The 12336-nt window shown below is 72.9% G+C and carries 14 protein-coding genes and 1 pseudogene; 8 read left to right on the plus strand and 7 right to left on the minus strand.

The window, feature by feature from the left end:
- Positions 1-133 precede the first annotated feature (133 nt).
- Together AB0J53_RS19575 and AB0J53_RS19580 are read left to right on the plus strand one after the other, a co-directional pair.
- Positions 134-619, plus strand: a complete 486-nt coding sequence (locus AB0J53_RS19575) for a hypothetical protein (RefSeq protein WP_364173951.1) — start codon at positions 134-136, stop codon at positions 617-619.
- Between the two features lie 92 nt (positions 620-711).
- Positions 712-1353, plus strand: a complete 642-nt coding sequence (locus AB0J53_RS19580; RefSeq protein ID WP_364173954.1) for an acyltransferase — start codon at positions 712-714, stop codon at positions 1351-1353.
- An 84-nt stretch (positions 1354-1437) separates the two neighbouring features.
- Here AB0J53_RS19580 and AB0J53_RS19585 read toward each other — a convergent pair whose 3' ends face one another.
- From AB0J53_RS19585 to AB0J53_RS19595, 3 genes and pseudogenes are all read right to left on the minus strand, one after another.
- Entirely contained in the window at positions 1438-2229 is a 792-nt protein-coding gene (locus AB0J53_RS19585) for a serine hydrolase domain-containing protein (protein WP_364173957.1), read from the minus strand.
- Between the two features lie 94 nt (positions 2230-2323).
- Positions 2324-2653, minus strand: a pseudogene (locus tag AB0J53_RS19590) (serine hydrolase); the annotation flags it as partial.
- Between the two features lie 117 nt (positions 2654-2770).
- Entirely contained in the window at positions 2771-3220 is a 450-nt protein-coding gene (locus AB0J53_RS19595) for a DUF1801 domain-containing protein (RefSeq protein ID WP_364173959.1), read from the minus strand.
- A gap of 235 nt (positions 3221-3455) precedes the next feature.
- Here AB0J53_RS19595 and AB0J53_RS19600 point away from each other — a divergent pair, with 235 nt between their 5' ends.
- The gene (locus tag AB0J53_RS19600; protein ID WP_219502901.1) at positions 3456-3803 is read left to right on the plus strand and encodes a hypothetical protein; all 348 of its coding nucleotides are present in this window, start codon (positions 3456-3458) and stop codon (positions 3801-3803) included.
- Positions 3804-3845: 42 nt separating this feature from the next.
- On the opposite strand, the gene AB0J53_RS19605 is transcribed toward AB0J53_RS19600, so the two are convergent.
- Positions 3846-4406: a GNAT family protein gene (locus AB0J53_RS19605; protein ID WP_219502898.1), complete on the minus strand. Its 561-nt coding sequence runs from the start codon at positions 4404-4406 to the stop codon at positions 3846-3848.
- Positions 4407-4566: 160 nt separating this feature from the next.
- On the opposite strand from AB0J53_RS19605, the gene AB0J53_RS19610 reads away from it, so the two are divergent.
- The 4 genes from AB0J53_RS19610 (at position 4567) to AB0J53_RS19625 (ending at position 7784) form a co-directional block, all read left to right on the plus strand.
- Complete coding sequence (locus tag AB0J53_RS19610) at positions 4567-5052, plus strand: GNAT family N-acetyltransferase (protein ID WP_364173963.1); 486 nt, start codon at positions 4567-4569, stop codon at positions 5050-5052.
- Positions 5053-5143: 91 nt separating this feature from the next.
- Positions 5144-5923, plus strand: coding sequence for a type II CAAX endopeptidase family protein (locus AB0J53_RS19615; RefSeq protein ID WP_364173966.1), 780 nt, complete (start codon positions 5144-5146; stop codon positions 5921-5923).
- Complete coding sequence (locus AB0J53_RS19620) at positions 5920-7176, plus strand: sensor domain-containing protein (protein ID WP_364173969.1); 1257 nt, start codon at positions 5920-5922, stop codon at positions 7174-7176. Before AB0J53_RS19615 ends, AB0J53_RS19620 begins: the two co-directional genes overlap by 4 nt.
- The gene (locus AB0J53_RS19625; protein ID WP_364173971.1) at positions 7140-7784 is read left to right on the plus strand and encodes a response regulator transcription factor; all 645 of its coding nucleotides are present in this window, start codon (positions 7140-7142) and stop codon (positions 7782-7784) included. The genes AB0J53_RS19620 and AB0J53_RS19625 overlap by 37 nt, the downstream gene beginning before the upstream one ends.
- On the opposite strand, the gene AB0J53_RS19630 is transcribed toward AB0J53_RS19625, so the two are convergent.
- The 3 genes from AB0J53_RS19630 to AB0J53_RS19640 are packed head-to-tail and all read right to left on the minus strand — an operon-like array spanning position 7769 to position 9604.
- A complete protein-coding gene (locus AB0J53_RS19630; protein WP_364173974.1) occupies positions 7769-8203 on the minus strand; it encodes a hypothetical protein in 435 nt (144 codons plus the stop codon). The two genes, AB0J53_RS19625 and AB0J53_RS19630, sit on opposite strands and share 16 nt — an antisense overlap.
- Positions 8204-8220: 17 nt before the next feature.
- The gene (locus AB0J53_RS19635; RefSeq protein WP_364173977.1) at positions 8221-9231 is read right to left on the minus strand and encodes a nuclear transport factor 2 family protein; all 1011 of its coding nucleotides are present in this window, start codon (positions 9229-9231) and stop codon (positions 8221-8223) included.
- A gap of 4 nt (positions 9232-9235) precedes the next feature.
- Complete coding sequence (locus tag AB0J53_RS19640; RefSeq protein ID WP_219502876.1) at positions 9236-9604, minus strand: nuclear transport factor 2 family protein; 369 nt, start codon at positions 9602-9604, stop codon at positions 9236-9238.
- 74 nt (positions 9605-9678) lie between these two features.
- On the opposite strand from AB0J53_RS19640, the gene AB0J53_RS19645 reads away from it, so the two are divergent.
- The gene (locus tag AB0J53_RS19645) at positions 9679-12321 is read left to right on the plus strand and encodes an AAA family ATPase (protein ID WP_364173980.1); all 2643 of its coding nucleotides are present in this window, start codon (positions 9679-9681) and stop codon (positions 12319-12321) included.
- Positions 12322-12336: the final 15 nt, after the last annotated feature.

The following is a 12336-nucleotide window of genomic DNA, read 5'->3' on the forward strand; positions in this document are numbered from 1 at the left end:
GGCGGCGGGCCAGGCGGTGTGAGTGGATGAGCAGGACGTGGCCGGCGAGCGGTACGCCCGCCCGGTCCGGAGCATGTGGGCTTCGCCTGCTCTGCCGTAGGCAACGGCTGCGGTGATGCCATTCTTAGGGCTCATGATCCGGCCATCCGTGGTGGCGGCCTGCCTGCTCGTCCCGCTCACCGCCTGCGCCTCAGCCTCGGCTCCACCCTCCGCCGCTGCCCCGGCATCCGTGTCTGCCTCCGTGCTGCCGTCGCCGACGGCCGTGTCGGAGCTGCCCGCCGGCGCGGAGCGCTATGACGTCAGCGAGTTACGGCCCGGCGACTGCATCGACCCCATACCCGAGACCTACGAGGTGACCGTCGTGCCGTGCGCCGAGCCGCACATGGCGGAGTTCGCCACCACCTACGTGCTGCCCGACGGGCCGTACCCGGGGGCGGACATGCGACGCCTCGCGGAGAACGGATGCCTGCCCCGGATGCGCATCAAGGACGGCAAACGCGATGCGGTCGCGTTGCTGGGGATCGGCCCGACGGCGGCCGGCTGGCCCCTCAACAGGACCATGTACTGCCTGGCCATATCCGTGGACGGGGAGAAGACCACAGGCAGGGTCGTCAAGTAGGCGGGTGACTGGTGCCGCGTCAGCCGGCCTCGGCGAACGCGATGTCTGAAATCCGCCAGCATGCGCGCGGCCGGTTCGGCGAGGATCCGCTCGTGATCGCTGAAGCACGGGGAATCCGCATCCGCCATCGCGGGCACGAGCCGCAGGTCCATCCCACCGCGTACGTCGCCCCGACGGCCACGCTCGTCGGTGATGTCCGCGTGGGGCCGAGGGCGCGGGTGATGTACGGTGCGGTGCTCGATGCCGAGGGGTCCCGGATCGAGGTCGGGGAGGCGGCGGTGATCTGCGAGAACGCGGTGTTGCGCGGGTCCGCGGTCGCCGGCGATCAGCCGGTGCTGGTCGGCGACCACGTCTTCGTGGGGCCGCACGCCACGCTGCTGGGCTGCGAGGTCGGCCGGTGCGCCTACGTGGCGACCGCGGCGACGGTCCTGCAGTGCGCACGGTTGGGGGCCGGCTCGGTGGTCGCGGTCGGCGCGCTCGTCCATGCGCGCACCGTTCTGCCGGACGAGTACTTCGTGCCGCCGCACACCGTGGCGCTTGACGCGCCGGTACGGCTGCTGGCTCCTGGCGATCCGGGCCTGGCCGACGCCGTCAGGCGGGTGGGCTTCGCGCAGGTGGCGTTCGGCGTCGACGCGGAGTGGACCGACCGGATCAGCCGGTACGAGCACATCGCGGAGGTGCGGGTCGCCGAGTTCGGCGCGCACGCGGACGACGAGGTGCTGAATCCCGGCTAGCGTTCCCCGGATGAGCCGGACCGGCACCAGGTGACCGGAGTCCTCGCTCGGCACAGCGGTTCGCCCTTGGTGTCGAACCGCAGGTCAGGGCCGTCGGAGCTGCGCGGCTTCGGCGCCGGCCGGCAGCCGGTACGGCTCGCCGCAGAAGTAGCGGTTGAGCGCGTCGATGGCGCCCAGCAGCATGCGCACCGCCCCTGGATCGTTGCGCTGCACGTTGACCGACAGCGTCATCCGGCGTTCGCCCGTGGCGTCGGCGAAACTGAGCGTCTCGTAGCCGGGGATGGAGCCGGTCGCGCCCCACATCTCGCCACAGCTGAGACCGATCGACTCCAGCCCGAGCCCGTACCGGGGGAAGACCGGAGCCTGGGGCGTGGCGACGCCGGTGCGCATCTGGGTCAGCATCCCCTGGCTGAGCAGCCGGCCGCCGAACAGCGCCTGGTAGAAGCGGTTCAGGTCACGGGCGTCCGACACCACTCCGTACGCCGCCCAGGCGAAGGACGGGTTCAGCCGGGTGATGGGCCGCAGTGATCCAGGCCGGCTGGGGTCGGCGCCGGTCGGCAGGTGGTAGCCGGTGGCGTGCGGTCCGCGGATGCCGTCCCAGCGCGTGGGCAGGTAGGAGCGCGTCATCCGGGCCGGGCGGAAGATCCTGCGGTCGAGTTCGGCGCTCAGCTCGTGGCCCGTGACCTTCTCGACGAGCAGCCCGAGCAGGATGTAGCCGGTGTTGGAGTAGGCGAAGCGGCCCCGTTCGGGCCGGGGCAGCCGTTCGGCCTCGTCGATGAGCTGCTGCGGGGTATAGGTGCGCTTGCTGTACTGCTCGGGGTCGTCGAACTCGGCGGCCTGGTCGTAGGTGGCCAGGCCGCCGGTGTGGTTCAGCAACTGCCGCACGGTGATCTGGTCGCCGCCGTCGATCCGGCCGGCGTCTGCCGATCGGCTCGTCGAGATCCAGCCGGCCTTCTTGCGCGAGTTGCAGGACGACCACCGCCAGCATGCTCTTGGTCACGCTGGCGACGCGGAACCGCCCCTCGCGCGGCACCGGCTCGCGGGTGTCCAGGTCGGCGGTCCCGCTGGTGCCGATCCAGGTCCCGTGCTCGTCATCGATGCGGACCAGGACCCCGGGCGCGCCGCCGGCCACGGTCGCGTCGAGGGCCTGTTGCAGGCCGGCCGGCTCCTCGTGCCTCGGCTGCGCGCTCGCCGGGGCGGGTGACAACAGGGCCGCGGTGACGAGCGCGGCGACCGCGGTGCGTGTACCGGTCATGAGTGGCATGAGTCTTTCCGTGGGGATCGTGGGAATGATCTCCATCCTGGCGGCCGGGGTCGCCGTCCTCGTCCACACTCGTGACGATCTTCCGTTGCGACCGCGGTCGCACCCGTGGTGCCACTTCCGGCTGATCCGTCACCGACGCCGGCCGGGCGCGGGTCAGCTCACCGCGTGCTTCACGAGTGCGGCGATCTGGGCCTCGACCTGGGCCGTCACCTCGGTCAGGGCGAATCCGACCGGCCACATCGTGCCGTCGTCCAGGTTCGCCCGGTCGCTGAACCCGAGCGTGGCGTAGCGCGTCTTGAACTTGGCCGCGCTCTGGAAATGGCAGACGATCTTGCCGTCCAGCGCGTACGCGGGCATCCCGTACCAGAGCTTGGGCGCGAGCTCGGGGGCGCCGGCGGTGATGACGGCATGGACGCGTTCGGCCATGACGCGATCCGGCTCCTGCATTTCGGCGATCTTCGCGAGCACGTCGTCCCGGTCCTGCGCGGCCTTGTCGGCGCGGGAGGCACGGCGTGCGGCCTTCTTCTGGTCCTGGGCGTGCTCTTTCATCGCGGCCCGTTCCTCGGCCGTGAATCCCTGGTACGTGGTTCCGTCGTTGCTCATGGCGAGTTTCTTTCTTGAGAACGCTGATCCGGGTCCCGTGGTGGCCCGGCGAGGCCGTCGCCGGAAGGGGGACGTCCATCGCTTGCTTCGAGGATCAAGTACGGTCAGGCCCCGGAACAACGAGGAATGCCGGAAGATCACCTTCAGCGGGAGTGAACAGCGCAGGTCAGGGCGTGGAACCGCGTGACATCGTGATCTTCATGAGTCCTGCACATACGTGTGTGAAGATGCTCGCATGGGACGAACGATCACCAACGGCCCGGGCTTACGCTGGGCAGCGATACTCCTGGCCGGCGTGCTTCTCCTCGTGGGGCTGTTCTGGCTCAAGCCCGGCCAGGACGATCGGTTCGCTGACGCGGCTCCGCAGATGGAGGCCGTCGCCCGCGCGCTGGGCAAGGACGAGGTGCTGGGGCGTCGGACCATCGGCGGCCTGACCTTCGACGCGATTTACTGGGACGGCGACGTGGTCGTCTTCTCCCTCAGCGGCGCCCACCGCGCGTACATGTGGAGTCCTGACCGGAGGCCGGGCGACACCCTGCGCGTGTGGGGCCCGTGGTACACGCACCTGAGCGACCCCCACTGACCTTCGTCCCCATGCGGCCTGTCTGATCCCGGCCGTCCCGCGTCACTCCTCGTCGTGCCCGTCCCACTCCGGTCGCAGGATCGAGTGGACGACGGAGTCGCGCCAGCCGCCGGCGAGCTTCAGGTGCCCGCGGATGGTGCCTTCCTCGACCATCCCCTCCTGGGCCATGACCCGGGCCGACCGCTCGTTGACGGGCGAGCGGGCGCCCCAGATCCGGTGCAGGCCCAGATGCTCGAAGCCCAGCCGCAGCAGGAGCTGGATGCCGTGGCCGCCGAGCCCGCGTCCCCACTGGTCGGCACGGAACGCGAACCCGATCTGGCCGCTGGACTGGAGCGGGTGGCCGATGTCGACGGCCAGCCGCAGGTGGGCGACCAGCTCCCCGCCCGGAAGGACGCCGGCGAGGGAGTACTCGGTGCGCTCAGGCCGGCGGGCGGCCTTCATCGCGCGGTCGACGATGCCGGCGACCTGATCGCGGTCGCGCGGCTCGAACGACATGTGCTCGGCCACCAGGGGGTCGCCGTAGATGGCGAGCAGCGGGTCGACGTCGCCGGGCTCGAACTCGCGCATCCCCAGCCGCGGGGAGGAGAGCTTCACCGGGAACATGAGCCGTCACCCGGCCCGGCGAAGCCGCGCCCGGCCTGACCGTCGCCGCCAGTGGCCGGCCGTCCGCTGTCCGTCGCTCACGATCTCGCCACCTTCCCCGTCCCGGGCAGATCTCCCGCCCGGTCGCCTGACGCGTGTTCGTGCGAGCGATACTACGGCGGTGAACGACATCGTTGTACGAGCCGCCGAACCGGACGAGGCGGACGCGCTCACCGCGCTCACCCGGCGTTCCAAGGCGTACTGGGGTTACCCGCAGGCGATGCTCGACGGCTGGGCGGAGCTGCTGTCGATAAGCTCCGCCACCATTCGTGCCGACCGGGTCGTCGTCGCGGAGCGGGACGGTGTGCCGGCAGGCTACTACCACCTCGCCGGCGAGCCCCCGCACGGCGAGCTCGCGGATCTCTTCATCGAGCCGGAGGCCATCGGCACCGGGCTGGGGCGCAGACTCTGGGAGCACGCCGTCGAGTCCGCGCGCGGCGCCGGCTTCCAGACCCTCACCCTTGAGTCCGACCCGCACGCCGAAACGTTCTACCTGCGGATGGGGGCCGAGCGCGTCGGGGAGCGAGAGGTCGCTCCCGGCCGGCGGCTGCCCGTCTTGAGGGTCACCGTGGGGTCCGCGGCGGGAGTCCCCGGCGGCGCACCCTGAGGGAGATCCCGGCGGGGGTGGACCTGGATCCACCCCCGTCAGGTTGCCAGGTGCAGTGATCGCAGCGCGGCCGGACGGAATCGTCGGTCCCATGCTGAAGACACAGACACCGACGATCGATCGCGTCCTGGCGCCCGTGGGGGTGTTCCTCGCCGTCGCCTTCGTGGCGTCCGGCCTGCTGGGCGCGGCGCAGGCTTTCACGCCGATCCCCGCCGAGGTGATCCAGCTGACCCAGTTCGGGCCGGCCCTCGCGGTCGGGGCCGTCGCCCTGTGGTGGCCGAACCTCACCCGGCGGGCCCTGTCCGGCGCGGTGAGCCAGCAGGCCGGCGGGGTGGGCCGTCACGGGCTGCTGCTGCTCGCCACGGCTCCGCTGATCGTCGCGCTCTGCGTCGGCGGGTACGGCCTGCTCACCGGCGATGCCGGGTTCACCGGGCCGCAGACGCTGGGCAGCCCGTTCGCGCTGATCGTGGTCGCGCAGCTGGCGGGCGCGTGCGGCGAGGAGATCGGCTGGCGCTGCCTGCTGCAACCGCTGCTGCGCCGCCGGTTCGGCCCGCTGACGGCGTCGATCGCGGTGGGGGTGCTGTGGGGGGTGTGGCATGTGCCGGTGTTCGGCAGGCCGCCGGCGCACGCGGCGGCGTTCCTGCTGGCGACGGTGTCGATGTCGGTCGTGATGGGGCTGGCGCTGGAGCGGGTGCGCTCGCACCGGCTGCTGCTGACCGGCGGCTTCCACACGCTGATCAACCTCGGCCTGCTGCTGTTCATGGACGAGGAGAGCGGAGCGGTCGCGCCGATGGTGATGTTCGGCACGTCGTGCGCGCTGGCGGCGCTGCTGTGGGTGTGGAACGCGCCCGTTAGAATCCACGACCGATGAGAGCGAAGGGGGCGCTGGCCGCTGTGGGGCGCTGCCAGCTGGCGGGACTGCTCGCGGTGGCGGTGTCCGCGGTCGGGTCGCTCGTCGTCCTGGCCCTCCTGCTCCTCCCGGTGGGCGCGGGTTTCCGGCTGCTCGTCCCCGCCGCGACGGCGCTGCGGCGCCTGTCGGACCGCTCGCGCGCCCGCGCCGCCCGGTGGACGGGGGTGCGGATCAGCCCGCCCGAGCCGTTCGCCGGTGACCCCTCGTGGAGCCGGCGCAGGAGAGCGGGCGCGATCCTCGCCGACGAGGGCTTCTGGCGGGATCTGGCCTGGGCCTGGCTGGAGCCGTGGGCCGGGGGAGTCCTCGTCGCGATCCCGCTCATGTTCCTCTGGTACGGCGCGTTCGGCACGCTGGTGCAGCCCTTCGTGTGGCGGCACCTCGGCGACGGCAACTGGTACGCGTTCGTCCCGGTCCACAGCACGCCGACCATGCTGGCGGCCCTCGCGCTGGGCGTGGGCTTCCTGGTCGCAGGGGTCGTGATGGCGCCGCGGATCCTGAGCCTGCACGGCCGCTGGACCCGGCTCCTGCTGTCCGTGCCGCGCCGTACGGAGCTGACCAGGCGGATCGCCCATCTGACCGACACCCGGGCGCAGGCGCTCGACGTGCAGGCGGCCGAGCTGAGGCGCATCGAACGCGATCTGCACGACGGCGCCCAGGCCAGGCTCGTCGCGCTCGGCATGACCCTGGACAGCGCCACCCGGGTCCTGGACAGCGACCCGGCGGCCGCCCGCAGGCTGCTGGCCGAGGTGGGCGAGACCACCGCGCGGGCGCTGGAGGACCTGCGCACGCTCGTGCACGGCATCAACCCGCCGGTCCTCGCCGACCGGGGCCTCGGCGACGCCGTGAGGTCGCTCGCGCTCGACAGCTTCCTCGACGTCCACGTCGACGTGCGGCTGGCGGGCCGACCGCCCGCGCCGGTCGAGTCGGCCGCCTACTTCGCGGTCGGCGAGGCCCTCGCCAACGCGGCCAAGCACGCCGGCGCGCGGGAGGTCGGCATCGTCCTCGAACACGACGGGCGGACGCTGCGCGTCAGCGTCACCGACGACGGGCGCGGCGGCGCCGACCCGGCGAAGGGGACCGGGCTGCGCGGCCTCCAGCGGCGGCTGGAGACGTTCGACGGCGTTCTCACCCTGCACAGCCCGCCAGGCGGGCCGACCACTGCGATCATGGAGATTCCGTGCGTGTTGTCCTCGCCGAAGACCTCTTCCTGCTGAGGGACGGGCTGACCAGGACCCTGCGCGAACACGGCTGCGAGGTGGTGGCCTCGGTCGACAACGGGCCGTCGCTGCTGCGCGCGCTGCTCCAGGACGAGCCGGACGTCGCCGTCGTGGACGTCCGGCTGCCGCCCACCTATACCGACGAGGGGCTGCGGGCCGCGATCGAGGCCCGCAGCCGCCGTCCTGGACTGCCGATCCTGGTGCTCTCCCAGTACGTCGACCAGCTGTACGCCAACGAGCTGCTGGCGGCCGGTGACGGCGCCGTCGGCTACCTGCTCAAGGACCGGGTCACCAACACCGAGCAGTTCGTCGACGCCGTCCGCCGGGTCGCGGCGGGCGGCACGGTGATGGACCCGCAGGTCATCGCCAAGCTGCTGTCCCGCAGCCAGGCCCGCGGGATGATCGGCAGCTTGACGCCGCGTGAGCTGGACGTGCTCGAGATGATGGCCGAGGGCAGGTCCAACGTCGCCATCGCGGCGGCCCTGCACTTCAGCGAGAGCGCGGTCGCCAAACACACCGCGAGCATCTTCGGCAAGCTGCGGATCGCCCCCTCGACGGACGACAACCGCCGCGTCCTGGCCGTCCTGGCCTACCTCAAGCGCTGATGGCGCCGCGCTGCGTGTGCGGGCAGCGCGGCGCTGACGGTGACGCCGCCGCCGGGCACCGCGTTCATCGACAGCCCGCCGCCCAGCCCCGCGAACCCGGCCCGCCTGACGCGCAGGCGTCCGGCGAGCCCTTCCCGCGGCAGGCCGGAGCCGTCGCCGCTGATCGTCAGGCGCAGTCCCCGGGCGCCGAGGGTGAGCGCGAGGCCCACGCACCGCACCGATCCGTCCTCGGCGAACGCGTCCAGCGTGTCGAGGATCGTGGCACGGACGAGCCCCTCGACGACGCGGGGCGGGGGCTCGCCAGGCAGCGCCCACACCTCCACGGTGATCCCGGTCGATCGGGACCAGCGTTCCACCTGGTCGTGCAGGTCCCAGGTGCGGCCCGCCCGCACGTCCGGAAGGAGTCCGTCCAGTGCCATGCTCTTCCCTCATTCCCTCAGGTGCGGCGCAGCAGGCCGTACAGCTGGTTGATCTTGCCCGCGTCGGCGATGAGGGGCAGCGTGTCGAACGTCAGGCTCCAGTCGGTGACCTTGCCCTTGTGGTGGCCGAAGCGTTCGATGATCCCGTAGGAGATCTCCCGCTCCTGGCTGCGTACGGTGCCGTACCACTCCTGGTACGTGGCGTCGCGGGTGTGGATCGCCTGCCCGGGGCGCAGCGCGGTGACGTTGCCGCGTTCCGGGTCGTTCTCGAACCTGCTGAGCAGCCTGTCGACGTAGGCGAGCTTGGCGGCCTTCGTGTACAGCTTGCGCCCGTCCAGGCCGGGACCGCTCAGCGGCGCCCTGTCCGAGGCCGCGACCAGGGCGTGGGCGTTCCTGCTGTTCCAGGCGGCGGCCCGGCCGAGCAGACCCTGACGCGAGCTGTCCACCTGCGCCTCGGCCTCGGGGGCGGCGGCGGCACGATCGGCGATCCCGCCGAACAGGTTGTCCAGCTTCAGCTCGCCGGGAGCGATGGGGGCGAACCAGGAGTACCGGTCGTAGTAGCGCCGTCCCTGCGTGACCTCGCCGGACTCGTCGAGCACCACGCGGTAGATGGCGGGGTACTCGATCGTCCTGCCGTGGATGACGATCGTGTTGTGGGCTCCGTACATCACGGTGTCGCCGCCGGCCGCGATGCGCTGAGGCGTGAACCCGAAGTTCGGCACGAGCGTGAGCGTGCCCTTGATGGCCTGCTCGATGGCGGGCCTGCCGTGGATGAGGTCGGCGGCGGCCTCCCAGAGGGTCGCGTCGGCGGCGAACATCTCACCGTAGATCCTGATCCGTTCGGCGCCGTCGCCCGTGGGCATGGCGCCGAACCGGGTCTGCCGGTCGATGAAGATCTTCGCCTGAGGGCTGACCCGGCCCTCGATCACGGGACCGTCCGTCCGCTGCGCCTGCGCGGGCGAGGCGAGTGCGACGATCGGCAGGACGGCCAGCAGGGCGGCGGCCAGATGGCGCCTTCTGTTCCTCATGGTCTCAGGCCCCGCTGGGGATCTTGTCGAGGAAGCCGTGCACGCGGTCGATGCGGCCGTCGGCGGTCAGCACGGCCACGTCGAAGCCCACCACCAGGGCCTCGGCGCCGTCCTGCGCGAGCTCCCAGGTGAAACGGGCGATGTCGTGGTGGGCGTCCACCGGCCCCGCCAGGGTGAAGGTGAAGCCGGGGAACTGCTCCTGGACCGCCGCGATGGTGGCGTCGATCGCGTCGGTGCCCGCGGCGACCGCCATCGGGTCGGTGTAGACGCCGTCCGGGGTCCACAGCTCGTCGATGGCCGCGCGGCGGGCGGCGGCGTCGGTCTCGTTCCAGGTGGCGAGGTAGCGGGCGATGGTCTCGTCGATGTTCTTCATGACGAGAACGCTAGGGAAACCGCACATAATGGGCATCTGTCGCGATTAGGTACTTGTCTCAGTAAAGGGAGACCATGCTGTACGGGCGAGAAGCCGAGGCATCCGTCATCGACGAGCTTCTCGCCACCGTGCGGTCAGGACGCAGCGGCGCCCTGGTGATCAAGGGCGAGCCGGGAATCGGCAAGACCGCCCTGCTCGACCACGCCGCAGGACGCGCCGACGGCATCCAGGTCATCCGGCGCAGCGGCGTGCCGTCCGAGAGCGAGCTGGCGTACGCGGGGCTGCACCTGCTGCTCCGTCCGGCGCTGGACCGCACCGGCAAGCTGCCGCCGCCGCAGCGGCGCGCGCTGGAGACGGCGCTCGGCCTGACGGAGGGGCAGGGCGCCGACGCCCTCCTCGTCGGCCTCGCCGTGCTGTCGCTGCTGGCCGAGGTGGCCGAGGACGGGCCCGTGCTGTGCCTCATCGACGACGCGCAGTGGCTGGACCCCGGCTCCCGTGCCGCGCTGGCCTTCGCCGCCAGGCGGCTGGACGCCGAGGGCCTGGCTCTGGTCATGGCCACCCGCGACGAGGAGGACGCGCACGGGCTGCCCGAGCTCACGCTGACCGGGCTGCCCTCCACGGCCGCCGCGGCCCTGCTGAAGGGGAGCGACCTGACGCCGGGCCAGCGCTACCGGGTGCTGGCCGAGGCGCAGGGCAACCCGCTGGCCCTGATCGAGCTGCCCGCCGCTCTGCGCCAGGACCTCCACGGGCCCGGCGGGCTCCCGCTGAGCAGCCGGCTCCAGGCGGCCTTCCACAGCCAGGTGGACCACCTGCCGGCGGCGACCCGGACCCTGCTGCTGGTGGCCGCCGCGGGAGAGGGGCTGGACGAGGTGCTCGCCGCGGCCAACCTGCTCGGCGTGACCGCCGCCGACCTGCGTCCCGCCGAGACCGAGGGGCTCGTGACCACCAACGGGCAGCACGTGCGCTTCCGCCACCCGCTGATCCGCGAGGCCGTCTACCAGCGGGCCCCGATCAGCTCCCGGCTGGCCGTGCACGCCGCGCTCGCCGAGACGCTGACCGGCGACCACCACGCCGACCGGCGGGCCTGGCACCTGGCCGCCGCCACCGTCGGCCCCGACGAGCAGGTGGCGGCCGAGCTCGAACGCACCGCCCGGCGCGCCGCGCTCAGGCACGGGTACGCCGCCGCGGCCACCGCCTACCAGCGCGCCGCCGCCCTGACCGGCCACGGCGACGAGACCCGCGCCCGGCGGCTCACCCTGGCCGCCGAGTCCGCCATCGAGGCGGGCGACCTCGACCGGGCCCAGGAGCTGGCCGGCCAGGCCGGACCGCTGACCGCCGACCGGGCGATGCGCTCACGCGTCATCCACACGCAGGCCACCGCCCACTTCGGGCGAGGCCGGTACGCCGAGGCGCACCGCCTGATGACCGAGGCCGCGGAGCTGGACCCGGCGCTGCTGGTCCGGGCCTACCAGACCGCCTGGTACGCCGGCGAGGCCCAGCTGTCGGAGGTGTCCGCCCGCCTGGCGGAGGTTCTGTCGCAGGGCCTGCTCGACGAGCCCGTCGCCGCCCTGGCCCGCCTGGAGTCGGCCGCCTTCGCCCGGCTGTCGGGCGCCGACCCGGCCGGGCCGAGCGCGCTGGAGCAGGTCGTGGCCGAGGCCGAGCACGCCCTGGCCGGTTACCCGCCGGGGCTGGCGGCGATGGTCTGCGGCACGCCGCTCATCGCCGGGCAGGACGCCGCCGCCCTGCGCATGTCCACCCGCCTGGTCGCCCGCTGCCACGCCGAGGGCAGCATCGGCGTGCTGCCGATGGTGCTCTACTTCCAGGCACAGGCCGAGCTCTTCCACGGGGGACGACTCCACGCGGCGGGCGCCGCCGCGACCACCGCCCTGCGCCTGGCCGAGAACACCGGCCAGCACCAGTGGGCCGCCCTGAACACGGGCCTGCTCGCCTACCTGGCCGCCGTCGAGGGCGACGAGGACGGCCACCGCGGGCTCACCGCCGACGTGGCGCGCAGCCCGGCCGTCCCCATGCAGGGCGCCATGTGGGCCGACTGGGCCCGGGCGCTGCTGGACCTGGGCCAGGGCCGGGCGGAGGCGGCACTCGGCCGGCTCGAAGCCCTCGCCGACGGGCCGGGCTGGTATCACGTGTCGGCCATCCGGTGCGTGCCCGACCTGGTGGAGGCCGCCGTGCGCAGCGGTGAGCCGGACCGCGCCCGGCCTGCCCTGGCCCGCTACCTCCGTCTCGACCAGCGCCACCTCGTCGAGCGCTGCCTGGCCCTGCTCGCCGGGGACGACGCCGAGACGCACTACCTGGCGGCGCTGGAGGCGGGCGGACCGGCCTTCGAGCAGGCGCGCACCAGGCTGCTGTACGGGGAGTGGCTGCGCAGGGCGCGCCGCCGCGGCGTCGCGGCCGGTCAGCTGCGCGAGGCCCTGGAGTCCTTCGAACGCCTGGGCGCCGTCCCGTGGGCAGGCCGGGCCAGGGGCGAGCTCCAGGCCGCGGGCGGGCTCGCCGACGCGCCCGCCCCGGACCGGGCCGCCGGCCTGACGCCGCAGGAGCGGCAGATCGTCCAGCTCGCCGCGCGCGGGCTGTCCAACAAGGACATCGCCGCCCAGCTCTTCCTGAGCCCCCGCACGGTCGGCTACCACCTGTACAAGGCCTATCCCAAGCTGGGCGTCGCCTCCCGGGGCGAGCTCGCCGCGGCGGTCACCCGCGCGTGACGCGCAGGCGCGACG

This window comes from Nonomuraea sp. NPDC049725, assembly GCF_040674795.1.
GTDB classification, from domain to species: Bacteria; Actinomycetota; Actinomycetes; order Streptosporangiales; family Streptosporangiaceae; genus Nonomuraea; species Nonomuraea ceibae.